This is a genomic window from Pseudomonas sp. AU12215, from assembly GCF_001675465.2.
GTDB classification, from domain to species: Bacteria; Pseudomonadota; Gammaproteobacteria; order Pseudomonadales; family Pseudomonadaceae; genus Pseudomonas; species Pseudomonas nitroreducens.
In genome coordinates this window covers 20,409-47,045 of record NZ_MACM02000051.1, presented here as the reverse complement: position 1 = coordinate 47,045, position 26,637 = coordinate 20,409, and the positions used below count along the sequence as shown (strand labels likewise).

21 protein-coding genes are annotated in these 26,637 nt (G+C 65.8%); 13 read left to right on the top strand and 8 right to left on the bottom strand.

Going from position 1 to position 26,637, the window contains the following annotated elements:
• Positions 1 to 256 precede the first annotated feature (256 nt).
• Both A9513_RS12745 and A9513_RS12740 read left to right on the top strand, forming a co-directional pair.
• Positions 257 to 1,717 carry a chromosome partitioning protein ParA gene (locus A9513_RS12745; protein WP_065084947.1) on the top strand — a complete coding sequence of 487 codons (1,461 nt, stop codon included), beginning with the start codon at positions 257 to 259 and terminating at the stop codon, positions 1,715 to 1,717.
• Between the two features lie 10 nt (positions 1,718 to 1,727).
• The gene (locus tag A9513_RS12740) at positions 1,728 to 2,672 is read left to right on the top strand and encodes a 1-aminocyclopropane-1-carboxylate deaminase/D-cysteine desulfhydrase (RefSeq protein ID WP_141678386.1); all 945 of its coding nucleotides are present in this window, start codon (positions 1,728 to 1,730) and stop codon (positions 2,670 to 2,672) included.
• Here the strand turns inward: A9513_RS12740 and A9513_RS12735 are convergent.
• A complete protein-coding gene (locus A9513_RS12735; protein ID WP_065084946.1) occupies positions 2,660 to 3,598 on the bottom strand; it encodes a DUF1853 family protein in 939 nt (312 codons plus the stop codon). The two genes, A9513_RS12740 and A9513_RS12735, sit on opposite strands and share 13 nt — an antisense overlap.
• A gap of 102 nt (positions 3,599 to 3,700) precedes the next feature.
• Between A9513_RS12735 and A9513_RS12730 the strand changes: the two genes are divergently transcribed.
• The 10 genes from A9513_RS12730 to A9513_RS12685 all read left to right on the top strand — a co-directional run bounded on the left by A9513_RS12730 (position 3,701) and on the right by A9513_RS12685 (position 18,136).
• Entirely contained in the window at positions 3,701 to 4,588 is an 888-nt protein-coding gene (locus tag A9513_RS12730; protein ID WP_017519352.1) for an NAD(+) kinase, read from the top strand.
• Entirely contained in the window at positions 4,588 to 5,568 is a 981-nt protein-coding gene (locus A9513_RS12725; RefSeq protein ID WP_054909183.1) for a metallophosphoesterase, read from the top strand. The genes A9513_RS12730 and A9513_RS12725 overlap by 1 nt, the downstream gene beginning before the upstream one ends.
• Complete coding sequence (locus A9513_RS12720; RefSeq protein WP_065084945.1) at positions 5,565 to 6,437, top strand: rhomboid family intramembrane serine protease; 873 nt, start codon at positions 5,565 to 5,567, stop codon at positions 6,435 to 6,437. Before A9513_RS12725 ends, A9513_RS12720 begins: the two co-directional genes overlap by 4 nt.
• Positions 6,438 to 6,602: 165 nt before the next feature.
• Positions 6,603 to 6,863, top strand: coding sequence for a YeaC family protein (locus tag A9513_RS12715; RefSeq protein ID WP_024765109.1), 261 nt, complete (start codon positions 6,603 to 6,605; stop codon positions 6,861 to 6,863).
• On the top strand, positions 6,863 to 7,690 hold the full coding sequence (locus A9513_RS12710; RefSeq protein ID WP_065084944.1) for a DUF2797 domain-containing protein: 828 nt from the start codon (positions 6,863 to 6,865) through the stop codon (positions 7,688 to 7,690). The genes A9513_RS12715 and A9513_RS12710 overlap by 1 nt, the downstream gene beginning before the upstream one ends.
• A 148-nt stretch (positions 7,691 to 7,838) precedes the next feature.
• Positions 7,839 to 10,511: an aminopeptidase N gene (pepN, locus tag A9513_RS12705; protein WP_065084943.1), complete on the top strand. Its 2,673-nt coding sequence runs from the start codon at positions 7,839 to 7,841 to the stop codon at positions 10,509 to 10,511.
• Positions 10,512 to 10,995: 484 nt separating this feature from the next.
• Positions 10,996 to 12,963: a DUF1302 domain-containing protein gene (locus A9513_RS12700; protein ID WP_065084942.1), complete on the top strand. Its 1,968-nt coding sequence runs from the start codon at positions 10,996 to 10,998 to the stop codon at positions 12,961 to 12,963.
• Between the two features lie 56 nt (positions 12,964 to 13,019).
• Positions 13,020 to 14,387 (top strand): DUF1329 domain-containing protein, encoded by a 1,368-nt coding sequence (locus A9513_RS12695; protein WP_024765105.1) that lies wholly within the window; start codon positions 13,020 to 13,022, stop codon positions 14,385 to 14,387.
• Between the two features lie 270 nt (positions 14,388 to 14,657).
• Positions 14,658 to 15,740: a YCF48-related protein gene (locus A9513_RS12690; protein WP_065084941.1), complete on the top strand. Its 1,083-nt coding sequence runs from the start codon at positions 14,658 to 14,660 to the stop codon at positions 15,738 to 15,740.
• Between the two features lie 14 nt (positions 15,741 to 15,754).
• On the top strand, positions 15,755 to 18,136 hold the full coding sequence (locus A9513_RS12685; RefSeq protein ID WP_054909190.1) for an RND family transporter: 2,382 nt from the start codon (positions 15,755 to 15,757) through the stop codon (positions 18,134 to 18,136).
• 69 nt (positions 18,137 to 18,205) lie between these two features.
• Here the strand turns inward: A9513_RS12685 and A9513_RS12680 are convergent, their stop codons facing one another.
• The gene (locus tag A9513_RS12680) at positions 18,206 to 19,012 is read right to left on the bottom strand and encodes a cyclase family protein (RefSeq protein ID WP_169889669.1); all 807 of its coding nucleotides are present in this window, start codon (positions 19,010 to 19,012) and stop codon (positions 18,206 to 18,208) included.
• A 112-nt stretch (positions 19,013 to 19,124) separates the two neighbouring features.
• Here A9513_RS12680 and A9513_RS12675 point away from each other — a divergent pair, with 112 nt between their 5' ends.
• Positions 19,125 to 19,541: a carboxymuconolactone decarboxylase family protein gene (locus A9513_RS12675; protein WP_065084940.1), complete on the top strand. Its 417-nt coding sequence runs from the start codon at positions 19,125 to 19,127 to the stop codon at positions 19,539 to 19,541.
• 91 nt (positions 19,542 to 19,632) lie between these two features.
• On the opposite strand, the gene A9513_RS12670 is transcribed toward A9513_RS12675, so the two are convergent.
• Genes A9513_RS12670 through A9513_RS12645 form a run of 6 tightly spaced genes read right to left on the bottom strand, consistent with a single transcriptional unit; the run spans position 19,633 to position 26,636 of the window.
• On the bottom strand, positions 19,633 to 20,733 hold the full coding sequence (locus tag A9513_RS12670) for an alpha/beta hydrolase fold domain-containing protein (protein WP_065084939.1): 1,101 nt from the start codon (positions 20,731 to 20,733) through the stop codon (positions 19,633 to 19,635).
• A 37-nt stretch (positions 20,734 to 20,770) separates the two neighbouring features.
• A complete protein-coding gene (locus tag A9513_RS12665; protein WP_065084938.1) occupies positions 20,771 to 22,417 on the bottom strand; it encodes a BatD family protein in 1,647 nt (548 codons plus the stop codon).
• Complete coding sequence (locus tag A9513_RS12660; protein WP_065084937.1) at positions 22,414 to 24,174, bottom strand: VWA domain-containing protein; 1,761 nt, start codon at positions 24,172 to 24,174, stop codon at positions 22,414 to 22,416. The genes A9513_RS12665 and A9513_RS12660 overlap by 4 nt, the downstream gene beginning before the upstream one ends.
• Entirely contained in the window at positions 24,171 to 25,205 is a 1,035-nt protein-coding gene (locus tag A9513_RS12655; RefSeq protein ID WP_065084936.1) for a VWA domain-containing protein, read from the bottom strand. The genes A9513_RS12660 and A9513_RS12655 overlap by 4 nt, the downstream gene beginning before the upstream one ends.
• Entirely contained in the window at positions 25,198 to 25,695 is a 498-nt protein-coding gene (locus tag A9513_RS12650) for a DUF4381 domain-containing protein (protein ID WP_024765097.1), read from the bottom strand. The genes A9513_RS12655 and A9513_RS12650 overlap by 8 nt, the downstream gene beginning before the upstream one ends.
• On the bottom strand, positions 25,692 to 26,636 hold the full coding sequence (locus tag A9513_RS12645; protein WP_024765096.1) for a DUF58 domain-containing protein: 945 nt from the start codon (positions 26,634 to 26,636) through the stop codon (positions 25,692 to 25,694). Before A9513_RS12645 ends, A9513_RS12650 begins: the two co-directional genes overlap by 4 nt.
• Between the last annotated feature and the right edge of the window lies 1 nt (position 26,637).

Genomic DNA, 26,637 nt, shown 5'->3' with positions numbered 1-26,637 from the left:
AGGTCTCAAAACCGGGCCCGGAAAAGTTCCCTTCCGGGCCCGGATATCCTTCCGAAAATCCAACCGCGTCACAGAATTATCCAACCGGTTAACCGCCCGGCCAGACCGCCGGGGCCGGTGCCAACCGAGTCACATTGCCTGCGACATTAATTCCCCTAGACTTGCTCGGATGTCGGGATTTTCCCGCTGTCTGGGTGCTGCATTTCTGACAGACCCTTTTCCAGACTTCCTCCCGCACCAGCCCAGAGGTCAATCGATGAGCATGCAGAAGAAGCCTCAAATGGTGGAAGCCGTGGTCTTCTTCAATGACCGTGGCGTCTGCAGGGAAATGCTCTACCCCGAATTCGAGGCGCTGCTCGACAACGTCGTGCAGATGCCGGAGTACGCCGATCAGCAGATGCAGCTCGCCTATGTGCTGATCAACCCGCGCCTGCTGGTCAAGGCGGTGGTGTTCTTCTATCTGGACTTCGACGAGAAGGGCGAGGCGGACCGCGGCTGGAACCTGCCGCTGCGCAATCTCGCCGACCGCGCAGGCCGCGGCCCCGACATGGGGGCCGGTCCCATTCGCCTGGCCTGCCGCAGCCAGTGCCCGGTCTCCTGGCATCAGATGCATCTGTGGGACCCGACCCTGGACGCCAGCCAGAACCATCTGGTGCAACTGCGGGAATCGATCAAGCGCAACAACCTTGGCGTGCTGGTGGAGGAAGAACCGGCCGCCGTGGAGCTGGCGCGTCTGCAGATGGCCGACGAGCACCAGTGGTATGCACCCGCCGAAGAGTCCCGCGAGGAGGCCGAGAAGCTGGCCCGCGCGATGCTCGAGGAGCACCAGCAGAAGACCGCTGAGCTGCTCGGCCAGCATGAGGCCCGTCTTTCGCAGGTCAGCCAGCAGCACGAGCAGGAGCTCAGCCGCCTGAAGCTTGGTGCGCAGGAGCAGGTCAAGGTGCTGCAAGCTGAACTCGCCTCCCTGCGCGAAGGGCTCAAGCGCGAGGAAGAGATCAATGCCGGCCTGCGCCGCGAACTGGATGGCCAGGCCAATGGTTTCCAGCGCGGCCGCGAGGAACTGACCGCGCAACTGCGCCATATCGAACAGAGCGGCCGCGACGAGCTGGAGCAACTGCGCCAGCAGATCGAGGAGGAGTCCCGCACCCGCATGGCCAGCCTGGAGGCTCGCTACAAGGAGCAGATTTCCGTCCGCGATGTCGAGCTGGGCTACCGCAACGAGCTGGACCAGCAGCTACAGCAGGAGAATCAGCAACTGCGCCGGGAAGCCGAGCAGCTGCGCGAGGAAACCACCCAGCTGCGCCAGGTTGCCACGCAGCTGCAGCAGGGCGCCGAAAGTCTGCGCCTGGAGCTCGACGCACTGTCGGCCAGGGCGGCAGACGGCTCGGCGCTGGAGCGTCTGGCCGGCTTGGGGGTGATCTTCGTGGTGTACCATCCCGGCGCCGGTCATCTGACCCTGTCGCTTCAGGATGTCGCCCGTTACCAGGAAAACCCCATGGCTTACGCCGCTGCCAAGTGCTTCGTCGCCGAAGACCAGTACCGCAGCTGGCTCGCCCATTACCAGCAACCCGCCTGCGAAGGACGGCTGTCCAACGGCGAGCGCTGCGCCATGCCCATCGACCGCGTGGAAACCCCCGGCCGCTTCGTCGAAGGCGACAGCAACTGCTGTTCCCGGCACAAGACCGCCGGCCGCCTGCGCAGCGTCACCACCGGCTGAGCAGGGCGCCTTGCTGTTTCCCGACTGGCGCCCGGAAGCACCGCTGCAACGCATTCATCTGGGATGGCTGGATCGCGCCGGCGTCGAGCTGGCGTTGTTGCGCCTGGATCGGGTGGATACCCTCGTCTCCGGCAACAAATGGTTCAAGCTCGCGCCATACCTGAAGCAGGCCGCCGACCTGGGGCTGAGTGGTGTGATGACGTTGGGCGGCGCCCATTCCAATCACCTCCACGCGGTCGCGGCGGCCGGTGCACGATTCGGTTTCCAAACCGTGGGATTGCTGCGCGGCGAAGAGCAGGACAATCCGACGGTGGCCGACCTGCGCCAGCTCGGCATGCAGCTCCATTGGCTCGGCTACGGCGGTTATCGCCGGCGCCACGCAGCCGATTTCTGGACGCCCTGGCGCGAGCGCTATCCCCAGTTGCTCGCGGTAGGCGAGGGCGGCGGCGGGCTCCCTGGCGCACAGGGCTGCTCACCCCTGATCGGAGTTATTCGCCAGCAGCTCGGCGACCTGGGCTGGAAGGACTATCAGCAGCTCTGGGTTGCCTGTGGTACCGGCACGACCCTGGCCGGCCTTGTGCTCGGCGAGCAGGGCGCGCATTGCGTGGTCGGTGCCCTGGCGGTGCCGCCGGGGCATGGCGTCGAAACGCAGGTGCCTGAGCTGTTGAGAGCGGGCGGTGTGCCCGATGCCGGTTACCGTCTGGTCGACGCCAGCCGCGGTGGTTTTGCGCGGATCGACGCGACGCTGGCGCGCTTCATTCTGGCGACCGAGGCCGAGTGCGGCGTACCGCTGGAACCGCTGTACACCGGCAAGCTGCTGCTGGCGCTGCACGATGAGATTGCAGCGGGGCGCATTGATCGTGGTGCTCGTATCGTCGCCGTCCACAGCGGTGGCTTGCAGGGGCGCCGAGCGCTGGACAATAAGCTGACGGCGCTGGCCACTCAGCGCGAATAACCGCTATGCACCCGCGGCCAGCGGTCACCCACCAGGAACAGGCGCTCCTGCTCCCGCCAGCGCCCTTCGCGGAACTCCAAGCGCACCAGCATTTGCGGGAAGCCGTCTTCCGGCAACTCCTCCAGCCAGGCGGCGAAGCGCTCGGCGCTCCAGCATTCGTTCTCGGCGGCCGGGGAGAGCCAGCCCTTGCGCGACAATGCCTGCCAACCCTGCGGGTGCTGTGCCTGGTAGGCCGGCCAGGCGCGTCGGTGCAGCCAGCGACCACGCTGGTGGTTGTCACTGGCGCCGACGGGCGGCGGGCAGGGCGTGGGCCAGGAGTAGAACAGGTAGCCGCCCAGCCAAAGGCCGGGGGATGGCATGGCGTCGCTGTGCTCGCGGACCACGGCCAGCCCTTGCGCGGTGGCCGAGAGCGGCAGTTGGTGCTGGTAGAAGTGCTCGATCTTGCGCAGCAGATGGTCCTCGGCCCCCGGCCCGAGCCAGGAATCGGGGCCGTCGTCGCTGGGGCCGAGGTAGAGCTTGATGGCCAGCTCCAGGTGATGCAGCCCGGCGTCGTCTTCCACCAGCAGGTCGAGCTCGCCCAGGGTCTGGCCGTTGTCGCGCACCGGCAGGTTGGCGGCGAGCAGGCGCAGATCCGGCGCACGCTCCAGGGCGAACTGCCAGAGGCGTTCGTAGTAGCGTCCCAGACGCTGGTGCGGCGCGGCTTCGAGCTGGGCCAGCAGCTCGCCCGGCGAGTCTTCCTGGCTGCGCAGCCAGTCGGCCAGCAGCCGGGGCTGCGCGTGCCAGCGGCTGGCGCTGAGCGGATGGCGCAGGGCGGGGCTGCCAGGTTGCAGCAGGGGCGGGGAGAGCAGCGTCCAGGCGAGGTCGCGGACCTGCGGCTGGCGCAGGTCGATCAGCAGCTCGTCGAGCAGGGCGGTGAAATCGGTCATGCCCCAAGCCTAGCCGCTATGCCCGCGCTGCGGTTTGCCGCTGCCTGAGCCTTTCGCCCATAATTCCGAGATTCGAGTACCCGCAACGCCGTCCGGAGTCCCATGGAACCCTTTCGCAATATCGGCATCATCGGCCGCCTGGGCAGCACCCAGGTCCTGGAAACCATCCGTCGGCTGAAGAAGTTCCTCACCGAGCGACACCTGCATGTGATCCTCGAGGACACCATCGCCGAGGTCCTGCCCGGCCACGGCCTGCAGACCTGCTCGCGGAAGATCATGGGCGAGATCTGCGACCTGGTGATCGTGGTCGGCGGCGACGGCAGCATGCTCGGCGCCGCGCGCGCCCTGGCACGACACAAGGTGCCGGTGCTGGGAATCAACCGCGGGAGCCTGGGCTTCCTCACGGATATCCGCCCCGACGAGCTGGAGACCAAGGTCGCCGAAGTGCTTGGCGGCCAGTACATAGTCGAGAGCCGCTTCCTGCTCGATGCGCTGGTGCGTCGACATGGTGAGTCCATCGGCCAGGGCGATGCGCTGAACGACGTGGTGCTGCACCCCGGCAAGTCCACGCGGATGATCGAGTTCGAGCTGTACATCGATGGCCAGTTCGTCTGCAGCCAGAAGGCCGACGGCCTGATCGTCGCCACGCCGACCGGCTCCACCGCCTACGCGTTGTCCGCCGGCGGGCCGATCATGCATCCCAAGCTGGATGCCATCGTGGTCGTGCCGATGTACCCGCACATGCTCTCCAGCCGGCCCATCGTGGTGGACGGCAACAGCGAGCTGAAGATCGTCGTCTCGCCGAACATGCAGATCTACCCGCAGGTTTCCTGTGATGGGCAGAACCACTTCACCTGCGCGCCGGGCGACACCGTCACGGTGAGCAAGAAGCCGCAGAAGCTGCGCCTGATCCATCCCATCGACCACAACTACTACGAGGTCTGCCGGACCAAGCTGGGCTGGGGCAGCCGTCTGGGGAGCAGCGAGTGATGGAACTCGACCCGGCACGCGGCTACGACCTGATCGGCGATATCCACGGCTGCGCGCATACCCTCGATCACCTGCTGGAGCGCCTCGGCTATCGCGCGCAGGGCGGCGTCTGGCGACATGCACGGCGGCAGGCGCTGTTCCTCGGCGACATCATCGACCGTGGCCCGCGCATCCGCGAGGCCCTGCACCGGGTGCACGACATGGTCGCCGCTGGCGAGGCGCTGTGCATCATGGGCAATCACGAGTTCAATGCCCTGGGCTGGTCGACCCCCGCCGCGCCCGGCAGCGGCCGGCAGTACGTGCGCGAACACACGCCGCGCCATGCCCGGCTGATCAAGGAAACCCTGGAACAGTTCGAAGGCCACCCGGCGGACTGGCGCGACTTCCTCGGCTGGTTCCAGGAGATGCCGCTGTTCCTCGATGCCGGGCGCTTCCGCATGGTCCACGCCTGCTGGGATCACGACGTGATCGATACGCTGCGCCAGCAGTTCTCCAGCGGGCGCATCGACGAGGCCTTCCTCAAGGCCAGTGCCGAGCCCGGCAGCTTTGCCCAGCAAGCCTGTGACCGCCTGCTGCGCGGTACCGACATGCGCCTGCCCAACGGCATGACCCTGACCGGCAGCGACGGCTTCACCCGCTCGGCCTTCCGTACCAAGTTCTGGGAAGAGGACCGTGCGCCGGAGACCTACGGCGATATCGTGTTCCAGCCCGACGCGCTGCCCGACGAAGTGGCCAGCGAACGCCTCAGCGAGGAGCAGAAGTCGCGCCTGCTGACCTACGGCGCCGACGAGCCGCTGCTGTTTGTCGGCCACTACTGGCGGCGCGGCACGCCGGCGCCGATCCGCCCGAACCTCGCGTGCCTGGACTACAGCGCGGTGATGTACGGCAAGCTCGCGGCCTACCGGCTGGACGAGGAAACGCGGCTGGACCGCAACAAGTTCGTGTGGGTGGACGTCAAGCGTCCGGAGGGCGATGAGTGAGTGCCATTGAAGCGATGCGGTTGCCGGCGGCAGTCGATCTGGGGGAGTTCGTTGGCCTGCTGCGCCGACTGAACGTGCCGTTCCGGGTCAGCGAGGAGGCCGGTGAACAGGTGCTCTGGGTGCCCAATTCGCAGCTGGCCGAGCAGGTTCGCAGCCTCTACCAGCGCTACCCGCAGGGCGACCCGGAGTTCACCGTGCAGGCCGAACCCCAGCGCCGCGGGCCGGGGTTCGTGCAGCAACTGAAGATGAGCCGGATGACGGCGGCGGTGTTGCTGGTGACCTTCGTGGTTGCGGCCGTCACCCTGCTGGGTACCTCGCCGGAGACGCTGTGCTGGTTCACCTTCCAGAACTTCCAGCTGGTCGGCGAGGATCGCGCGCTGTTCTATCCGCTGTCCGACTCGCTGGCGCAGGGGCAGTGGTGGCGCCTGTTCACGCCCATGCTGATCCACTTCGGCTGGCTGCACCTGGCGATGAACGCCATGTGGTACTGGGAGCTGGGGCGGCGCATCGAGTACCGCCAGGGTCCGTGGCTGTTGCTGGGGCTGAGCCTGGGCTTTGGCCTGATCTCCAACGTTGTGCAGTACGGCGTCAGTGGCCCGAGCCTGTTCGGCGGGCTGTCCGGCGTGCTCTACGGGTTACTCGGACACTGCTGGATCTTCCAGCGCATGGCGCCGACGCCGGCCTACAACCTACCCAAGGGTGTGGTGGCGATGATGCTGATCTGGCTGCTGGTGTGCCTCTCGGGTGTGATCGACCTGCTCGGCTTCGGTTCCATCGCCAACGGCGCCCACGTCGGCGGCCTGGTGGCGGGTTGCCTGAGCGGCCTGGTTAGTGGGTTGCTGGCGCGGCGACACGCGCCCGCGCCGTAGGATGGCGTGGAGCGTAGCGATACCCATCGATCAGTGCACCGACAGCATGGGTATCGCTTAGGCTCATCCTACGAACAGCTATCGCCCTAATTGACCAGCGTTCGTGCGCCCGGGCGCTCGGCCCGGTAGAATGCCCGCTTCGTTTTCCCCTGCAGGAGCCGGCCCATGTCGTCCTTCGCCGAAATGATCCAGAACATCACCCCCGAAATCTACGAGAGCCTCAAGCTGGCCGTGGAAATCGGCAAGTGGCCGGACGGCCGCAAACTGTCCCAGGAGCAGAAGGAGCTGTCGCTGCAGGCCATGATCGCCTGGGAGATGGACAACCTGCCCGAGGACCAGCGCACCGGCTACATGGGCCCGCAGGAATGCGCCTCCCACGCTGAGCCGATCCCGAACATGATCTTCTCCTCCAACTCCCTGCACTGATGCAAGAGATTGGACGCGGTGCCCTGGACAAGATGTCGGCGCGCCTGGAAAGCCCCGTGCAGTACGCCTTCCGCCTCGGCGAGGCGCAGGTCCCGGTCAACCCGCTGATCGGCAAGACGGTGCGCCTGGAGTACCTGGGCGAAATCTTCTGCAGCCACTGCGGCCGCAAGACCAAGAAAAGCTTCGCCCAGGGCTACTGCTACCCGTGCTTCACCAAGTTGGCGCAATGCGACAGCTGCATCATGAGCCCGGAGAAGTGCCACTTCGAGGACGGCTCCTGCCGTGATCCGGAGTGGGGCGAGCGTTTCTGCATGACCGACCACGTGGTCTACCTGGCCAACTCCTCGAGCGTGAAGGTGGGCATCACCCGCGCCACCCAGGTGCCGACCCGCTGGATCGACCAGGGCGCGCGCCAGGCATTGCCGATCATGCGTGTAGCCACCCGCCAGCAGTCCGGCTTCGTCGAGGACCTGCTGCGCAGCCAGGTCACCGACCGCACCAACTGGCGCGCGCTGCTCAAGGGCGAGGCGGAACCACTGGACCTGGTGGCGATTCGCGAGCAGATACTCGACGCCTGTGCCGAGGGTATCGTCGGGCTGCAGCAGCGCTTCGGCCTGCAGGCGATCCAGCCGGTGATCGACATGGAGCCCATCGAGATCCGCTATCCGGTGGAGGCCTACCTGGCCAAGATCACCAGCTTCGATCTGGACAAGACGCCGGTGGTCGAGGGTACCCTGCAGGGTATCAAGGGCCAGTACCTGATCTTCGATACCGGCGTGATCAACGTGCGCAAGTTCACCGCGTACCAGCTGGCCATCAGCGCCTGATCGCACCGCATTGAATTTCCGGCTCGTGGCACGCATCTGGGGATAGATGCGCGCACGACTCGCCCGCTTTGCTCTAGCTCGCTAGAGTCAGTACCAGATTCCTCCGGCCGGCCCACCGCGCCGGCCGCCTGCCAAGGGGCCAAAAGCCATGCGTACCGAGCAACCGAAAGTCATCTACCTCAAGGATTATCAGGCGCCTGAGTACCTGATCGACGAGACCAACCTGACCTTCGAGCTGTACGAGGACCATACCCTGGTCCACGCCCAGCTGGTGATGCGCCGCAACCCGGATCGTGCGGCCGCCGCTCTGGGCGACAGCCTGCCGCCCCTGGTGCTCGACGGCCAGCAGCTGGAGCTGCTGTCGGTGGCGCTGGATGACCAGGCCCTTGAGGCCGGCCAGTACCAGCTCGACGAGAACCACCTGACCCTGCAGCCGACGGCGGCGACCTTCACCGTCGACAGCACCGTACGCATCCACCCGGAAACCAACACCGCGCTGGAAGGCCTGTACAAGTCCGGCAAGATGTTCTGCACCCAGTGCGAGGCCGAAGGCTTCCGCAAGATCACCTACTACCTCGACCGCCCGGACGTGATGAGCAGCTTCACCACCACGCTGTCGGCCGAGCAACACCAGTACCCGGTGCTCCTCTCCAACGGCAACCCGGTCGCCAGTGGCTCGGAAGAGGGCGGCCGCCACTGGGCGACCTGGCAGGACCCGTTCAAGAAGCCGGCCTACCTGTTCGCCCTGGTCGCCGGTGACCTCTGGTGCGTGGAAGACCAGTTCACCACCATGAGCGAGCGCGAAGTCACCCTGCGCATCTATGTCGAGCCGGAGAACATCGACAAGTGCCAGCACGCCATGGACAGCCTGAAGAACTCCATGCGCTGGGACGAGAAGGTCTACGGCCGCGAGTACGACCTGGACATCTTCATGATCGTCGCGGTCAACGACTTCAACATGGGCGCCATGGAGAACAAGGGCCTCAACATCTTCAACTCCAGCTGCGTGCTGGCCAAGGCCGAGACCGCCACCGACGCTGCGCACCAGCGCGTCGAAGGCGTGGTTGCCCACGAGTACTTCCACAACTGGTCGGGCAACCGCGTGACCTGCCGCGACTGGTTTCAGCTGTCGCTCAAGGAAGGCTTCACCGTGTTCCGCGACAGCGAGTTCTCCGCTGACATGAACTCGCGCACCGTCAAGCGCGTCGAGGACGTGGCCTTCCTGCGTACCAACCAGTTCGCCGAGGACGCCGGCCCGATGGCGCACCCGGTGCGCCCGGATTCCTTCATCGAGATTTCCAACTTCTACACCCTGACCGTCTACGAGAAGGGTTCGGAAGTGGTGCGCATGATCCACACCCTGCTGGGTGCCGATGGCTTCCGCAAGGGTACCGACCTGTACTTCGAGCGCCACGACGGCCAGGCCGTGACCTGCGACGATTTCGTCAAGGCGATGGAAGATGCCAACGGCGTCGACCTCACCCAGTTCAAGCGCTGGTACAGCCAGTCCGGTACTCCGCGCCTGGCGGTGGAGGAGAGCTATGATGCCGCCGCACAGAGCTACACCCTGACCTTCCGCCAGAGCTGCCCGGCGACGCCGGGGCAGAGCGAGAAGCTGCCCTTCGTCATCCCGGTGCAGATGGGCCTGATCGACAAGCTGGGCAACGCCCTGTCGCTGCGCCTCAAGGGCGAAGAGCACGCCCACGGCAGCGACCGTGTGCTGCAGGTGACCGAGGCGGAGCAGTCCTTCACCTTCGTCGGCCTCGCCGAGAAGCCGCTGCCGTCGCTGCTGCGTGGTTTCTCCGCGCCGGTGAAGCTGAGCTTCCCCTACGACCGCGACCAGCTGATGTTCCTCATGCAGTTTGATGAGGACGGCTTCAATCGCTGGGAAGCCGGCCAGCAGCTGTCCGTGCAGGTCCTGCAGGAATTGATCGGCCAGCACCAGCGTGGCGAGAAGCTGGTGCTCGACCAGCGTCTGATCACTGCCTTCCGCACCTTGCTGCTGGACACCGGCCTGGACCAGGCCATGGTCGCCGAGATGCTCTCGCTGCCCAGCGAAGCCTACCTCACCGAGATCAGCGAAGTGGCTGATGTCGAGGCGATCCACGCGGCCCGTGAGTTCGCCCGCCAGCAGATCGGCGCGGCGCTGCACGAGCAGCTGTGGGAGCGTTACCAGGCCAACCGCACGCAATCCCGCGAGACCGCCTACGTTGCCGAGGCCTCGCACATTGCCCGCCGCAGCCTGCAGAACATCGCGCTGTCCTACCTCATTCAGAGCGCCAAGCCCGAAGTGCTCGCCGCCTGCCAGGAGCAGTACAAGGATTGCGACAACATGACCGAGCGCCTGACCGCGCTCGCGGTGCTGGTCAACTCTTCCTTCGACAAGGAGAAGGCCGAGGCGCTGGCGATGTTCGCCGACTACTTCAAGGATGACCCGCTGGTGATGGATCAGTGGTTCAGCGTCCAGGCCGGCTCCACCCTGCCGGGCGGGCTGGAGCGCGTACAGGCGCTGATGAGCCATCCGGCCTTCACCCTGAAGAACCCGAACAAGATCCGCGCCCTGATCGGCGCCTTCGCCAACCAGAACGCGATCAACTTCCACCGCGCGGATGGCGCCGGCTACCGCTTCCTCGCGGACCAGATCATCACCCTCAACGCACTCAACCCTCAGATCGCCTCGCGCCTGCTCACGCCGCTGACCCGCTGGCGCAAGTACGCGCCCGCGCGCCAGGCGCTGATGAAGGCCGAGCTGGAGCGCATCCTGGCGTCGGGCGAGCTGTCCAGCGATGTATACGAAGTGGTGAGCAAGAGCCTCGCTTAGCACACCCGCCGCGTCCCGTCCCGGGGGCGCAAGCGACTTTCAAAAAGGTGTTACCAGCTCTTGTTGGTAACACCTTTTTGTTACCTATCGAAATTAATCGATGTCTTGCTTATCGCTGCTCGCTATTGAGCGAAAAAGCCCGATGTGTCTGCGTCGCGCCTCCAGGGGCCGATTGCGCCATTTGCAGTGGTGAATGGCGCAATCGGCCACTTGATTTGATCAGTGAACGACCAGTCACAAAAAGTAGCGCACATATTCTTTATTTTTTGTAAGCAGAATCAGACGCATCTGAATTCTGGCATCGGGGTTGCATCGGCGGACGCTGCTTAGCCTTTACCCGTCCATTGGGACGGGAGGCGTGTCGAGCACCTTGGGGGAGTTTCCTTCAGATCGACGACAACAAGGCCGTGGAATAACGGCTGACAAGGCGTACCGCGCACTAGCGGCGCCGCTAAAGAATGATCAGTCCATGGAGTGAGTCCTAATGGAAATCCCAGTTCGCAAGCCTGTCTTGCGTTATGCGCCTGCTCGTGCCGGTTTCGCCCTGGCCGGCATCCTGCCCCTGCTGATGTCTGCCCAGGCGACGGCGGTCGAGTTCAGCTTCCTCGATAACGAAGTCACCGGCTCGCTGGACAGCACCGTGTCCTACGGCGCCCTGTGGCGCGTGCAAGGCCAGGACAAGACCAACAACGACATCAACGGCAACGACGGCAACCGCAACTTCGACACTGGCCTGGTTTCCGAGGTGTACAAGATCACTTCCGACCTGGAAGCGACCTACAAGAACTACGGCCTGTTCGTGCGTGGCTCGGCTTTCTATGACACCCAGATCATGGACAAGCGCAACGACTACTACGACAACAACCACCCGGCGCAGCCGAGCCAGACCTATCCGAACAGCGACCGCTTCACCAGCGAGACCCGCGACGCCGCCGGCAACCGCGCCGAGATCCTCGATGCCTATGTCTACGGCAACTGGGACGTGGCCGATCACCCGCTGACCGCGCGCCTGGGGCGTCAGGTATTCAACTGGGGCGAAGGCATCTTCTATCGCGGTGGCGTGAACACCACCAACCCGGTGGACGCCGCCAAGTTCCGCCTGCCGGGCTCGGAGCTGAAGGAAGTGCTGATGCCGGTGGAGGCCGCGAGCTTCAACATCGGCCTGACCGACAACCTGTCGATGGACGCTTTCTACCAGTGGAACTGGAAAGAGACCCGCATCGACCCGGTCGGCACCTTCTTCTCCGAGACCGACCTGTTCGCCGATGGCGGCAACACTGCCTACACCACCGTGGGCGCGCTCTCCAACCCGCTGTTCCAGAGCCTCTACCCGCAGCTGTCCGCAGCCCATGTGGGCGGCCTGCAGGGTACTCAGTACCTGGACTCCAACGGTGTGTTCAAGGTCGCCAATGTCGGCAAGGACATCAACGCCAAGAACGATGGTCAGTTCGGTGTGGCCTTCCACTACGTGGCTGAAGAACTGAACTCCACCGAGTTCGGCTTCTATTTCGTCAACTACCACTCCAAAGAGCCGACCATCTACGCCGACCTGAACAGCGACTACGCTGGCGTGGATCTCGACCAGCTCGCCGGCGTTGGTGGCTTCACCTCCTACGACCAGTTGGTAAGCGCCGCAGGCAGCGGCAATGCCATGGCCGGCCAGGTGCTGAGCCTGGTGAATGGCGCGACCTCCGTGGACGTCGCCAACCAGGTCAACGCCCGCCGTGAATATGTGGAAAACATCCGCATGTACGGCTTCAGCTTCAACACCACCGTGGGCGACGCCTCGGTGTTCGGTGAGCTGGCCTACCGCCCGAACCTGCCGATCGGCATCGCCACCACCAACGACCTGCTCGGCGACCTGCTGGTTCAGGCCCCGGCGCTGGCCAGCGGCAAGACCGTGAACATCGGTGGCGGTGACGTCTCGATTCGCGACCAGATCCACAACTACGAGCGCGTCGAAGCCTTCAACACCTCGCTGGGCACCATCTACAACTTCGGCCCGTCGTTGTCCTTCGACTCGCTGATGGGCGTGGCGGAACTGGCCTCCGAACACCTGCGCGGCAGTGACCTGCAGTACACCGCGTACGACGGCAGCACCCGCTACTACTCCGGCCGTGGCAACGGCGCCTACATCTCCGGCTATGACCGCGACGATCAGGTGAACAAGAACGCCTACGGCTACACCCTGCTGCTGTCGGGTACCTGGAACGACGTCTTCACCGGCGTGAACATCTCGCCCTACGCCGTCTACAAGGACGACTTCGAAGGCAACTCCTACCAGACCGGCAACTTCATCGAAGGCCGCAAGGCCTACACCCTGGGCGTCAAGGCTACCTACCTGAACGCCCTGGAAGCCGAACTGCAGTACACCGAGTTCTACGGCGCCGGGCAGAACAACGCCAGCCGCGACCGCGACAACGTCGGCTTCAACGTCAAGTACTCCTTCTAACGACAAGCTCGCGTCGGCCCACACGGGTCGGCGCGTGAACTTCACGGAGAATCACCATGCGCAACATGCGTACCCTGGTCGGCGCCGCAGTGGCCCTGGCCCTGTCCGCCGGCAGCGCCCTGGCGGCGGTTTCCCCGCAGGACGCGGCCAAGCTGCAGTCGAGCCTGACCCCGCTGGGCGCGGAAAAGGCCGGCAACGCCGCCGGCACCATCCCGGCCTGGACCGGTGGCATCACCCAGGCACCGGCCGGCTACAAGCCGGGCCAGCACCACATCGACCCGTTCGCCGCCGACAAGCCGCTGTATACCATCACCAAGGCGAACCTGGACCAGTACAAGGCCAACCTGACTCCCGGCACCCTGGCGCTGTTCGCCACCTACCCGGACACCTTCCAGATGCCGGTGTACCCGAGCCGCCGCAGCGGTTCGGCGCCGCAGTGGGTGTACGACAACACCCTGAAGAATGCCACCAGCGCCAAGCTGGCCGAAGGCGGCAACGGCTTCGTCGATGCTTTCGGCGGCATCCCGTTCCCGATTCCGCAGAACGGCGTGGAAGCGGTGTGGAACCACATCGCCCGCTACCGCGGCACCTACGTCGTGCGTCGCGCCTCCGAAGTGGCCGTGCAGCGCAACGGCGACTACTCGCTGGTGACCTCGCAGCAGGAAGCGCTGTTCAAGTACTACATCCAGGGCAAGAGCTTCGCCGACCTGAACAACCTGCTGTTCTACTACCTGTCGTTCACCAAGAGCCCGGCTCGCCTGGCCGGTGGTGCCGCACTGGTCCACGAGACCCTCGACCAGGTGAAGGAACCGCGCCAGGCCTGGGGCTACAACGCCGGCCAGCGCCGCGTGCGCCGTGCACCGAACCTGGCCTACGACACCCCGATCGCCGCCGCCGACGGCCTGCGTACCGCCGACGACACCGACATGTTCAACGGCTCGCCGGACCGCTACGACTGGAAGCTGATCGGCAAGAAGGAAATGTACATCCCGTACAACAACTACAAGGTTTCCAGCCCTGAGGTTAAGTACAAGGATCTGCTGACCCCCAACCACCTGAACCCGAAATACACCCGCTACGAACTGCACCGCGTGTGGATCGTGGAAGGCACCCTGAAGCCGGGCGCACGCCACATCTATTCCAAGCGCGTACTGTTCCTCGACGAGGACAGCTGGGGCGCCGCCGAAGTCGACCAGTACGACGGTCGCGGCGAACTGTGGCGCGTATCGCTGGCGTACCTGAAGAACTACTACGAGCTGCCCACCACCTGGACCGCTCTGGATACCTTCCACGACCTGCAGGCCCGTCGCTACCACGTACAGAACCTGGACAACGAAGAGCCGACCACCATCGACTTCAGCCAGGCCGTACCGGACGACTCCTACTTCAGCCCGTCCGCACTGCGACGCCGCGGCACCCGCTAAGTTCGCTCCGTGCGTGAAAGAGCCCGCCCCATGGCGGGCTTTTTTATACCTGCGCGAAAGCGTGAGGGCGTGAAAGTGTTACCGCTCCACCCGCGGGAAGCCGCCACCCGCGCGCCTTTCGGGAGAGATGGCAAAATGCACTCATCCTTTCGAGTGAGGCGCCCGGGGCTTAACAAAAGATAACGTGCCGTTAATTGTCAGCCCCGGAAAAGGCTGGCTATATAGCTCCAAACTACATACCGCCTGCATAAGAAAAAGAGGTAAAGGCATATGCGTGAGCCCCTGTGGCGCACTTCGAGCGAGCAGCCCGTATCGGGAGTGCGAAGCTCCTTCCCGATGTCGCGCAAGTCGATTTCCCTGCTCGGCGCGTTTTCCTTCCTGATGATGTCCCTGGCTCCGCTGCATGCCGTCGCCGCAACGGACGCCGCCAGCGATGCCAACTCGATCATTTCCGCCAAGGCCTCCAGCAGCCTGCTGCTGAGCATCGCCCATGCCGGCAAGCGGCTGGTCGCGGTGGGAGACCACGGGCACATCCTCTATTCCGACGACGCAGGCAAGAGCTGGACGCAGGCCACCGTGCCGACCCGCCAGCTGCTGACCTCGGTGTTCTTCGTCAACGACAAGAAGGGCTGGGCCGTCGGTCACGACGCCCAGGTCCTGGCCACTACCGATGGCGGCACCACCTGGGTGCGCCAGTTCGAGGACCTCAAGCGCGAAGCGCCGTTGCTGGACATCTGGTTCCAGGACGAGAACCACGGTGTGGCCGTGGGCGCCTATGGCGCGCTGCTGGAAACCACCGACGGCGGCAAGAGCTGGGAAGACGTCAGCGATCGCCTGGACAACGAAGATCAGTTCCACCTCAACGCCATCACGGCGGTGAAGGATTCCGGGCTGTTCGTGGTCGGCGAAGCGGGCAGCATGTTCCGCTCCAAGGACTGGGGCGAGACCTGGGAAAAACTCCAGGGCCCGTATGAGGGCTCGCTGTTCGGCGCCACCGGCACCACCCACGCCGGCACCGTCCTGGCCTATGGCCTGCGCGGTCACCTGTTCCGCTCCACCGATTTCGGCGACACCTGGCAGCAGGTCAGCCTGCCCACCGCCAATGGCGGCGAGCTGGAGTTCGGCCTCTCCGAAGGCAGCCTGCTGGATGACGGCACCATCGTCGTCGTCGGCCACGGCGGCAGCGTGCTGGAGAGCAAGGACGACGGCGTCAGCTTCAGCGTCGTCAACCGTCCGGACCGCCTGTCCCTCGCGGGCGTGAGCGCGGCTGGCAATGGCAACCTGGTCCTGGTCGGCCAGGGCGGTATCCACCTGGCTACGGCGACCGGCGCCGAGCTGACAGAACAACAATAAGCCGGGGAGCCGCAATGAACGCTCTGAACAAGCATCAACAGGACAAGGCGACTTTCCTGGAACGCATCATCTTCACCCACCGGCCGTTCGTGATCATCGCGTGCCTGCTGGTGACCGTCTTCCTCGCCTGGTCGGCCACGCAGGTGCGCCCGTCCACCAGCTTCGAGAAGATGATTCCGCTGCAGCATCCGTTCATCCAGAACATGCTGGAGCACCGCAACGACCTGGCCAACCTCGGCAACACCGTGCGCATTTCGGTGGAAGCGGTGAACGGCGACATCTTCACCAAGGAGTACATGGAGACGCTGCGGCAGATCCATGACGAGGTCTTCTACATCCCCGGCGTCGACCGCTCCGGCATGAAGTCGCTGTGGAGCCCGAGCGTGCGCTGGACCGAAGTGACCGAGGAAGGCTTCGCCGGTGGCGAAGTGATCCCGCAGACCTACGACGGTTCCGCCAAGGCCCTGGACCTGCTGCGCAACAACGTGCTCAAGTCCGGCCAGATCGGCCGCCTGGTGGCCAACAACTTCAAGTCGAGCATCGTCGACGTGCCGCTGCTGGAGGTCTACCCGGACCCGAAGGACCAGGGCAAGCTGATGAAACTGGACTACCGCCAGTTCTCCCATGAGCTGGAAGAGAAGATCCGCGACAAGTACCAGCTGCAGAACCCCAACGTGAAGATCCACATCACCGGCTTCGCCAAGAAGGTCGGTGACCTGATCGACGGCCTGCTGATGGTGGTCGGCTTCTTCGGCATCTGCTTCGTCATCACCCTGGTGCTGCTGCTGTGGTTCACCAAGTGCGTGCGCTCCACCATTGCCGTGCTGTCCACCACCCTGGTGGCGGTGATCTGGCAACTGGGCCTGCTGCACATCATCGGCTTCGGACTGGACCCGTACTCGATGCTGGTGCCGTTCCTGATCTTCGCCATCGGTATTTCCCACGGCGTGCAGAAGATCAATGGTATCGCCCTGCAGTCCAGTGATGCGGAAACCCCGCTGCTGGCCGCCCGCCGTACCTTCCGCCAGCTGTTCCTGCCGGGCATGATCGCCATTCTCGCGGACGCCGTCGGCTTCATCACCCTGCTGGTGATCGACATCGGCGTGATCCGCGAACTGGCCATCGGCGCGTCCATCGGCGTGGCGGTGATCGTGTTCACCAACCTGATCCTGCTGCCGGTCGCCATTTCCTACATCGGCATCAGCAAGAAAGCGGTGCAGCGCAGCAAGGAAGACGCCGTGCGCGACCATCCCTTCTGGCGCGCGCTGTCCAACTTCGCCAGCCCGTCCGTGGCGCCGATCTCCGTGGTCATCGCCCTGGCGATGTTCGCCGGCGGCATGTGGCAGGGCCATCACCTGAAGATCGGCGACCTCGACCAGGGCGCGCCGGAGCTGCGCCCGGACTCGCGCTACAACCTGGACAACGACTTCATCATTCGCAACTACTCGACCAGCTCCGACGTGCTGGTGGTGATGGTGGCGTCCGAGGCCGAAGGCTGCTCCACCCACAAGACCCTGTCCGCCATCGACGAGCTGGCCTGGCGCCTGGAGAACACCCAGGGCGTGCAGTCGGCCATCTCCCTGGTCACCGTCTCCAAGCAGATGATCAAGGGCATGAACGAAGGCAACCTGAAGTGGGAGTCGCTGTCGCGCAACCAGGACGTGCTGAACAACTCCATCAGCCGCGCCGAAGGTCTGTTCAACAGCAACTGCTCGCTGGCGCCCCTGCTGGTGTTCCTCAACGACCACAAGGCCGAGACCCTCGACCGCGCCGTGGCTGTCGTGCAGGACTTCGCCAAGGCCAACGAGAAGGACGACCTGAAGTTCAAGCTCGCCGCCGGTAACGCCGGTATCGAGGCCGCCACCAACGACGTGATCAAGCACTCGGAACTGACCATCCTGATCCTGGTGTACATCTGCGTGGCAGTGATGTGCCTGATCACCTTCCGTTCCTTCGCCGCGACCCTGTGCATCGTGCTGCCGCTGATCCTCACCTCGGTGCTGGGCAACGCGCTGATGGCCACCCTGGGCATCGGCGTGAAGGTAGCGACCCTGCCGGTGATCGCGCTGGGCGTGGGTATCGGCGTGGACTACGGCATCTACATCTACACCCGCCTGGAGTCCTTCCTGCGCCAGGGCCTGTCCCTGCAGGAGGCCTACTACGAGACGCTGAAGTCCACGGGTAAAGCCGTGCTGTTCACCGGCCTGTGCCTGGCCATCGGCGTGGCTACCTGGATCTTCTCGGCGATCAAGTTCCAGGCCGACATGGGGCTGATGCTGACCTTCATGCTCCTCTGGAACATGTTCGGCGCCCTCTGGCTGCTGCCGGCGCTGGCGCGCTTCCTGATCAACCCGGAGAAGGTGCGTCAGAAGAAGGCTTCGATCCTGGTTCACTGATCGACGCTCGAGCAATAAAAAACGCGGCCCTCGGGCCGCGTTTTTTTATGCTCCTACGCGCAGGGCGGATCACGGCAGGATGGCGAAGACCCGCGCCGGGAAGCCTGTGCCCTGGGCAATCTTCGGGAAGCTCACCACCGCCAGCGCGCCGGCCTCGGGCACCTTGTCGAGGTTGGCGAGCAATTCGATCTGGTAGTGGTTGGTGCCCAGGATGTACGACTCCAGCGAATAGTCGTCCTTGCTGGTGGCGATGCCGGGATCGGTATCCGTGGTCTCGTGGCCGGAGGCAGTGATCTTGCGCGTCTCGTAGAGATACACCAGCGCCTCCTTGCTCCAGCCCGGATAGTGCGCCACACCCTTGGCGTCCTGGTTCTGCATCTTCGCCTGGTCCGGCCAGCGCTGGGACCAGTCGGTGCGCAGCGCCGCGAAGGAGCCTTCCGGTACCGGGCCATGCTTGGCTTCCCAGGCCTTCACATCGGCCAGGGTCAGCACGTAGTCGGGGTTCTTCGCCACCTGCTCATGGATATCGAACACCACCAGCGGCAGGAACTGCTCCTTCACGTCGAGTTGATCGACGCTGCGCAGGCCCTTGTGGAAGTGCACCGGCGGGTCGACGTGGGTGCCCCACTGTCCGACGTGGCTGTACAGCTCCACCTGGAAACCGTCCTTGTCCACGGTGTAGAGCGTCTTGCGGCCCATGGGCTCGAAGCCTTTCCAGTGCGGTGTATTGCTGTCGAACGCGTGGGTCAGGTCGACCCAGTCGTGCTGCCTGAGGCTGGCGTAGGTATCCCACAGACCCGGCTGGGCGGCGTGGGCCGACAGGGCAAGAAATGGCAGCAGGGTGGCGGCGAATAGCAGGGTGGGGCGGCGTTGCATGGGTCTGATTCCTTGACGGGGATAGGAGAACGCGCCTTATCTTTCTCCATCGCTTGACCCGCGATCCAATTCTGAATTCTGCTTTTCTTATTCATTTTCGTTAGGAGACCTCATGTCCTTCCAGCTCATCGAGTACGCCGAAGCCAGCCCAGAAGTCCGCGCTGTCTATGACGACATCATGGAGAAACGCAAGATCGACTGGGTGAACAACTTCTGGAAAGCGTTGGCCAACCACCCGCAGACCCTCAGGCGCACCTGGGAAAGCCTCAAGGAGGTGATGGGGCCGGGTCAGCTCGATCCGCTGGTGAAGGAGTTGATCTACGTTGCCGTCAGTGTCACCAACAACTGCAACTACTGCATCGGCTCCCACGGCGCGGCGGCGCGCAAGGCCGGGATGGACGATGCGATGCTCGGCGAGCTGATGGCCGTGGTGGCCATGGCCAACGAGACCAACCGTCTTGCCATTGGCTACCAGGTGCCGCTGGACGATGTGTTCAAGGGGGCGGTGATGGAGCACAGCGGCAGTTGAGATTGTTCGCGAAGCTCGCTCCTACCAAAAGCGCTCCGGCGCGTGCCTGTAGGAGCGAGCTTGCTCGCGAACCCAGGCCTGCGATGGATGCTCAGGGTACTGGTGCCGACAACCGCTGCATCGCCTTCACCGGTGTGCCATCGCTCCAGCGCCCCATGGACAGCTGCGCCGGCCCCCCGCCCAGCGCGTAATCGCGGTCCTGGCCGTAGAAGGCCGCATCGCACAATGCATCGAACAGCTTCCACGGCCCGAACCAGTCCATCGCGTCGGTCGCCAGGGCGTTGTGGGCTGAGGGTTGCCCTTGTTTCAGACGCTGCTTCACGCGCTCCTGCACGCGGTTGAGCAACCAGCTGGAAGAGTCGCTGGGCGGGTAGCGCGGATCGAAGCGCGGTGCGGTCGGCGCCGCGTGGTTGGCCAGCAGGGGCGGGCTGCCGTGGCGGTCGCTGCGCAGCAGGAGCAGGTCCTTGTTGCGCGGCGCGACCTGGGTGCTTTCCGAGTAGATGCGCTGAGCGTCATCGCAGGCAACGCGCTCGTCCTCATCACCACAAAGTGCCAGCAGCAAGGTGCCGGCGGGGATGTTGGCCAGCGGTTCCAGTGGCACCTGGCGCCAGCGTGGGCCACTGCTCTTGCCCGGCTCCACCGCCATCAGCGCACGCGGCTCCGGTATGCCCAGCCGTTGCCAGGAGGCGGCGAGCCCGCTGGCGATCAGGCCACCCGCCGAATGGCCGACGTAGGCGACTTGCTCCAGCTCCGGCTTCACTCCCTGCTTGCCCGCCTGCAGATCGGCGATGGCGCGGCGCACGGAGTCGGCTGCGTTGGGCAGGAACTCCGCCGCAGGCGTCTTCAGCGTCGCCTGGTAGCGCGGGTAGATGAGGATGGCGCCACGCCGGACGATGTGCTCGATCCAGGCGCGATAGAGGTCCGGCTGCATGACGCTCCAGCCGTGGGTGAAGACCACCACAGGCGCGCTGGCGGGGGCGGGCCGCTCCGGAGTGAACACCCAGTATTCGTTGCCCTCGGCCGAGAAGTGCCACTGGTGCACGTCGGCATGGGCGTAGTTCGAACCGCCGGGGCCTTGCAACGGCTGGGTCGGTGGCAGGGCCTCGGCTGCCTGCAGCGGGCCGGCCACGAGGAGATTGCAGATCAGCAGCAGGCCGGCGGCCAGCGCCGGAATCAGCCGGTGGGCGGGCATGGATGCACCTCTGGCGGGGATGCCACCAGCATAGCCGTCAGCGCGGATAGAGCGGCGGCAGGCTGCTGGCCTCCGGCGCCGGCGGTGCGTCCGGGTCGGCACCGGGCAGGGTGCGGATGGCGCGCCAAAGGTCTTCGCCCTGCCAGTTGCGTCCGCCTTCGCTGTCGCTGTAGAGCGCACCGTTGAGGCCATCCAGCGCATCGGACAACGGCACGAAGCGTGCTGCCATGTCGGCCAGGGTTTCCGGTTGTTGCCGGGCCCAGGCATCCAGCGCCTGGCGGGTGGCATGCGAGTCGTTGGCCTGGCAGGCGCGGCGCAATTCATCCAGCAGGGTGCGAGTACTCGGGCCGGCCTGCGCCACGCGAATGACCGCCGGCTGGCTGCGGGCGCGCCACCACAGGGCGAAACCGAGCAGGGTGGTCAGGCTGAGCAGTGCGCAGGCGAGCTGCCAGGGCCAGAGCAGCGTGTCGCTGACTGCCGCTTCGCTGAGGGCTGCGGTGGGCTCGATGTGTTCTTCCAGTTGTGCATTGGCGGCGACTTGCAGGGTGCGCGCCGGCAGGCTGGTGCGCTCGACCCGGCGCTCCTGGGTATTCCACCAGACCACTTCCACCGGCGGCAGCTCGACCGGGCCGGCCTTGTCGGCGATCAGCGCTTCGCGTTCCTCGCGGCTGCCGATCATGCCCTGGTCACTGCTTTCGTTGGCCAGCTGCGGCTGGTCCGGATAATGGCGCAGGCCTTCGGGCAGGGTGACCGGCAGCGGCGGCAACTGGGCGCCGGACAGGCCATCCACGCGCAGCATGATATTGCGGGTCAGCGATTCGCCGGCCTTGGCTTCCTCGGGCTGCGGGCTCCAGGTCTCGCTCAGGCTGAGCGAGCGGGCCGGCAGCCAGGGTGCGTCCTTCGGGTAGTCCGCGGGCTTGGGGTCGATCTGCAACGGGATGCTCGGCGAGGTGACCAGCACCTGCTTGCCCGGCTGCGGGCCGAACGGGTTGTAGTCATCGTCGTTGCGGCGCTGGGCGACCTGAGTGGCCTTGAAGGTCTGGCCGGGGATCTCCAGGGTGCCGCTCTTCTGCGGGAAGATCGCGTAGCGCACTTCGATCACGCCATGGCGAACGCCGTTGATGTCCTTCTCGTAGGTGCGTGGCTCGCCCAGTTGCTCGACGCGGGCGTCGTTCATGCGCAGCGGGCTGAGGCTGCTGTCGTCGTACAACGACACCGAGTGGTAGATGCGCAGGGTGAGGATGACCTGGGCCTGCACCCAGCTTTCCTCGCGGTCGACGCTGGCGTCGATGAATACCGGCGCGAGCTTCTGTCCCTCGGCGCTGTCCTCGGCCTTGAGCACATCGAGGCTGATCGGCTCGCTGGCGTTGCCGCCCAGGTGGATCGGCGGGATTTCCACCTTGCCTTCGCTGCGTGGCTGCAGGGTGATGATCCAGCGCGTGGTGGCCTGGGCCTTGCCGTTGAGCGTGGTGAGGCGGTTGACCTGGCGGGTGCCCAGGACCACGAAGTGCTCGTCCAGCGGTTTCAGGTCGGGCTTGCCGAACAGCGTCGGGTCATCGGACTCCAGCGTCAGCTCGACGCTCTCGCCCTGGTTCAGGCGCGCACGGTCGACGCTGGCGGTGAAGCTGGCCTCGGCGCGGAAGGCGGCGAGGCAGAGCAGGGTCAGGCAGATCAGCCTTTTCATGGGTTGGGTTCCTGGCGCTGCTGCTGTTGCTGGTACCAGAACTTGCGACGCAACAGTTCGGACGGATCGTCGGGAATCTGCCGCAGCCACTGTTCCAGGGCCTGACGGCGCTCGTCTCCCAGTGGACCGGCATCTTCCGGGTTGGTTTCCTGATCTTCGCGAACGTCGCCGTCGGGCTTGTCGGCCTGGCTGGTGGTGGGTTTGTCGGCTTCCTGCGATGGGGTCTTCGCCGCCGGTGCCGGTTGCGAGTCACGTTCGCTGGCGTTGTCTTCCTCGTGCTGCTGATCCTGGGGCTGGGCGGCCTGGGGATCGCTGCTCTGTCCGGCGTCGTGGTTTTCTTCGGGGGGCTGGTCGGTGCCGTCGCCGGGCGGATTGTCCTTGCGTTGGCGCAACAGGTCTTCGAGGAGGGCTATGTTGCGCTTGGCGGCCTCCAGGTCGGGGTTGCGTTCAAGTGCCTGGTCGTAGGCGTCGATCGCGGCTTCCAGCTCGTTCTGTTTCGCCAGGGCGTTGCCGCGGTTGTAGTGGTCGGCGGCCTCATCACCCTGGGCGAAGGCCTGGGCGGCGTCGACATAATCGCCGGCTCGATACAGGGCCAGCCCCTTCCAGCGGAAGTCAGCGAAGCGCTCGGCCGCCTCGGCCGGCTTGCCGGCGTCGAGCAGGCGCTGGCCCTGCTGGTCGGGACGCAACCAGAGATCGTTCAACTCGAAGGCATTGGCGTCCTGCGGCGGCGCCCAGAGCAGCGGCAGCCACAGCGGCAGGCTGAACAGCCAGCCGCGCCGCCCGGCGCAGGCGGCGAGCAGGAGCAGTGGCAACAGCAGCCAGTAGCCCTGGTCGGCCCAGCGCTGCAGGCGCAGCAGTGCATCTTCCTCGCTGACCTGCAGGCCCTGGGTGTTATCCAGCAGGCCGAGGGAGCGCAGGTCGCCGCTGCTGGCGCGCAAACGCTGGAAGCGGCCGCCCATGTCGGTGGCGAAGACGCGCAGCCCATTCTCGTCCAGGCGTGGCACCAGGATGTTGCCCTGGTCGTCCTTGAGGAAGGTGCCGTCTTCCTGGGCGATGGGGGCGCCGCCGGGCGTGCCCACGGCGAGCAGCAGCAGATCCTTGCCCTTGCCCTTGAGCGCCTGGCGAATGCCCTGGCGTTCGCGGGCGTCCAGCGCACTGGTGAGCAGCAGGATCCGGCCGTTGCCCTCGGCGCCGTTGTCGAGCAGGCGTCGCGCCTGGGCGACGGCAAGGTCGGCGCGCTGGCCGGGCTCGGGCATGATCGAGGGTTTGAGGGCGTCGAGCAGGTTGCGTGCGGTGCCCAGGTCATTGGACAGCGGCACCAGCGTGTGGGCGCTGCCGGCGTAGACGACGATGGCGGTCTGCGCGTCGCTGCGTGCCTGCAGGAGGTCGAGCAGCTTGCGCCGGGCCTGTTCCAGGCGCGTCGGCTTGAGGTCGGTGGCGAGCATCTGCGGTGTGAGTTCCAGCACCACCACCAGCGGGTCGCTGCGTTCCATGGTCGGTTGCTCCACCTGCTGCCAGCTCGGGCCGAGCAGGGCAAGCACCGCCAGCAGCCAGGCGATGCCCAGGTAGATCCACGGGCGGCGTTCATGACGGCCGTTGCCGCCGGCCAGCAGCCAGGGGTGGAAGGCCTGGGGCAGCAGCAGCTGCCAGCGGCCGGCGCGGCGCTCACGGTGCCAGAGCTTCCACAGCAGCCAGCCGAGCGGCAGCAGCAGGATCAGCCACAGCGGGTGCAGCAGGTGCGGCCAAAGGTTGCTCATGGCCGGCGCTCCTTCTGCAGGCGCGCCATCCAGGCCGGCCAGCGCCAGTCCTCGGGCGGCCACAGCGTGCCCACCACCAGCGCTGCGCTGATCAGCAGTGCCAGCAGCAGCGGCCAGCGGTACAGCGCGATGGCCGGGCGCGCCTGGGTCGGCTTCTGTTCCACCGGCTCGAGCCGGTCGAGGCTGTCGGAGATGCGCTGCAACTCTTCGCCATTGCGTGCGCGGAAGTACTCGCCGCCGGTGCTTTCGGCGATGGCCTTGAGCGCCGGCTCGTCCAGGTCCAAGCCCGGGTTGAGGCCGAACAGTCCGGCGACGCCGCCCTGCTTGGGATCGGCGCCGATGCCGATGGTATAGACCTTCACGTGCTCGTCGGCGGCCAGGCGTGCGGCGGTCTGCGGGGATATCTCGCCGGCGGTGTTGGCGCCATCGGTGATCAGCACCAGCACGCGGCTCTCGGCCGGGCGCTGGCGCAGGCGCTTGACCGCCAGGCCGATGGCGTCGCCCAGGGCGGTGTCCTTGCCGGCGATGCCGATCAGCGCTTCGTCCAGCCAGATGCGCACGGTGTGGCGGTCGAAGGTCAGCGGCGCCTGCAGGTAGGCGCGGGTGCCGAACAGGATCAGCCCGACGCGGTCACCCCGGCGACCTTCGATGAAATCACCGAACAGTTTCTGCACGGCGTGCAAGCGACTGACTTCCGCGCCGTCCCAGGTCATGTCGGCGTAGTCCATGGAGCCGGAGACATCCACCGCTAGCAGCAGGTCGCGGCCGGTGGCGGGGATCGGCAGTGGCTCGCCGACCCACTGCGGGCGCGCCGCGGCCAGCAGCAGGCAGAGCCAGAGCAGGGCGAAGGGCGCCTGTTGGCGCCAGGCCGGCAGGCGCGCACGGGCACGGCGGCCGGCGAGCCCTTCGAGTTCCTTGAGGAAGCTGACCTTGAGCGCCGCCTCGCCATTGTCGGCCGGCGGCAGGATGAAGCGCATCACCCAGGGCAGCGGGGCGAGCAGGAATATCCACGGCCAGGCGAATTCAAACATGCTTGCGCACCCAGGTTTCCACGGCGGCGGCGAGGCCGTCGATGGCCTTGTCGTCCAGCTTGCACTCGGCACGGTAGCCGCCTTCCACCAGGATCATCCAGCGGGTCAGGCCGGCGGCCGGGCAACGGGTGTCGAGGAAGGCCAGCCAGGCACGGCCGCTCAGGGTATGGCTGTGGCTGTCCGGCCAGCGGGCGCGCGACAGTCGTTTGAGCAGGCCATTGAGCGATTGCAGCCAGGGGCCGGCCGGCGCGCGGTCATAGGGGCGCGGCAGGCGCTTGAGTTCTTCCAGGGCGGCTTCGCGCAGCGGGTCCAGCGGGGCTTCTGTGGCCACCTTGGCCTTGCGTCTGGGCAACCAGCGCTGGCGATTGCGCCACAGCAGCCAGAGCAGAAGCGGCAGCAGCGCGGCGAGCAGCCACCAGCCAGGCGCCGGGGGCCACCAGGGCACCGTCGCCGGTTCGATCAGCGGTTGCAGTTGGTCGAGGGGATTCATTTGGCATAACCCGGCTGATGCTGTTCCAGCAGGTTGCGCAGCTGCTCCACCAGTTCTTCCTGGGTGGTCAGCGGCAGCAGCGGCACGCCAAGGCGCAGTGCAAGGCGCTGCCAGCGCTCGCGGCGGGCCTCGCCGAGGGCGCGGTAGGCCAGGCGCTGCTCGTCGATGTGGGTGTCCAGTTCCAGCTGTGCCTGGCCCTCGGCAAACCTCAGCAATCCGGCGGCGGGCAGGGCGTGGTCGAGCGGGTCGGATACCGGCAGCATCACCAGGTCGGTGTGCCGCGCCAGCAGGGACAATTGCTGCTCGGCCACGTCGCTGAGCGCGCGCTCGTCGCACATCACCATGATCAGGCTGCCGGGACGCAGCACCTCGCGGGCGCGGCGCAGGGCCATGCCGAAGCCGTCGCCGTTGTGGCTGAGGTTGGAGCCGGCGAGCAGGGCGTTGTTGGCGCGCACGATCAGGTTGAACAACTGCAGCAGGCTTTGTTTGCTGCGCCGTGGCTTGATCTCGTGGCATTCGCTGTCGGTGAACACCAGCCCGCCGATGCGGTCGTTGTGCGCCAGCGCGGCCCAGCCGACGAAGGCCGCGGCACGGGCGGCGAGCACGGACTTGAACGACTGCCCGGAGCCGAAGAACATCCGCGCGCTCTGTTCCACCAGGACGTAAACCGGGCGCTCGCGCTCTTCATGGAACAGCTTGGTGTGCGGCTCCTGGGTGCGCGCGGTGACGCGCCAGTCGATGGTGCGCACATCGTCGCCGGCCTGGTACACGCGCACCTGGTCGAAGTCCACGCCACGGCCGCGCAGGCGCGAGTGGTGCAGGCCGATCAACGGGCTGCGCCGCGAAGGCGTGGAAAACAGCTGGACTTCGTGCAGGCGGTGACGGATCTCGATCAGCTCGCCAAGGGAAATCGCGACGCCAGGCGCCAGGACATTGTGCATG

Excerpts from the sequence above, each read along its gene's own strand:
- A9513_RS12745 (WP_065084947.1), top strand. The coding sequence starts at position 257 with ATGAGCATGCAGAAGAAGCCTCAAATGGTGGAAGCCGTGGTCTTCTTC.
- A9513_RS12735 (WP_065084946.1), bottom strand. The coding sequence starts at position 3,598 with ATGACCGATTTCACCGCCCTGCTCGACGAGCTGCTGATCGACCTGCGC.
- A9513_RS12730 (WP_017519352.1), top strand. The coding sequence starts at position 3,701 with ATGGAACCCTTTCGCAATATCGGCATCATCGGCCGCCTGGGCAGCACC.
- A9513_RS12725 (WP_054909183.1), top strand. The coding sequence starts at position 4,588 with ATGGAACTCGACCCGGCACGCGGCTACGACCTGATCGGCGATATCCAC.
- A9513_RS12715 (WP_024765109.1), top strand. The coding sequence starts at position 6,603 with ATGTCGTCCTTCGCCGAAATGATCCAGAACATCACCCCCGAAATCTAC.
- A9513_RS12710 (WP_065084944.1), top strand. The coding sequence starts at position 6,863 with ATGCAAGAGATTGGACGCGGTGCCCTGGACAAGATGTCGGCGCGCCTG.
- pepN (WP_065084943.1), top strand. The coding sequence starts at position 7,839 with ATGCGTACCGAGCAACCGAAAGTCATCTACCTCAAGGATTATCAGGCG.
- A9513_RS12700 (WP_065084942.1), top strand. The coding sequence starts at position 10,996 with ATGGAAATCCCAGTTCGCAAGCCTGTCTTGCGTTATGCGCCTGCTCGT.
- A9513_RS12695 (WP_024765105.1), top strand. The coding sequence starts at position 13,020 with ATGCGCAACATGCGTACCCTGGTCGGCGCCGCAGTGGCCCTGGCCCTG.
- A9513_RS12690 (WP_065084941.1), top strand. The coding sequence starts at position 14,658 with ATGCGTGAGCCCCTGTGGCGCACTTCGAGCGAGCAGCCCGTATCGGGA.
- A9513_RS12685 (WP_054909190.1), top strand. The coding sequence starts at position 15,755 with ATGAACGCTCTGAACAAGCATCAACAGGACAAGGCGACTTTCCTGGAA.
- A9513_RS12680 (WP_169889669.1), bottom strand. The coding sequence starts at position 19,012 with ATGCAACGCCGCCCCACCCTGCTATTCGCCGCCACCCTGCTGCCATTT.
- A9513_RS12675 (WP_065084940.1), top strand. The coding sequence starts at position 19,125 with ATGTCCTTCCAGCTCATCGAGTACGCCGAAGCCAGCCCAGAAGTCCGC.
- A9513_RS12670 (WP_065084939.1), bottom strand. The coding sequence starts at position 20,733 with ATGCCCGCCCACCGGCTGATTCCGGCGCTGGCCGCCGGCCTGCTGCTG.
- A9513_RS12665 (WP_065084938.1), bottom strand. The coding sequence starts at position 22,417 with ATGAAAAGGCTGATCTGCCTGACCCTGCTCTGCCTCGCCGCCTTCCGC.
- A9513_RS12660 (WP_065084937.1), bottom strand. The coding sequence starts at position 24,174 with ATGAGCAACCTTTGGCCGCACCTGCTGCACCCGCTGTGGCTGATCCTG.
- A9513_RS12655 (WP_065084936.1), bottom strand. The coding sequence starts at position 25,205 with ATGTTTGAATTCGCCTGGCCGTGGATATTCCTGCTCGCCCCGCTGCCC.
- A9513_RS12650 (WP_024765097.1), bottom strand. The coding sequence starts at position 25,695 with ATGAATCCCCTCGACCAACTGCAACCGCTGATCGAACCGGCGACGGTG.
- A9513_RS12645 (WP_024765096.1), bottom strand. The coding sequence starts at position 26,636 with ATGCACAATGTCCTGGCGCCTGGCGTCGCGATTTCCCTTGGCGAGCTG.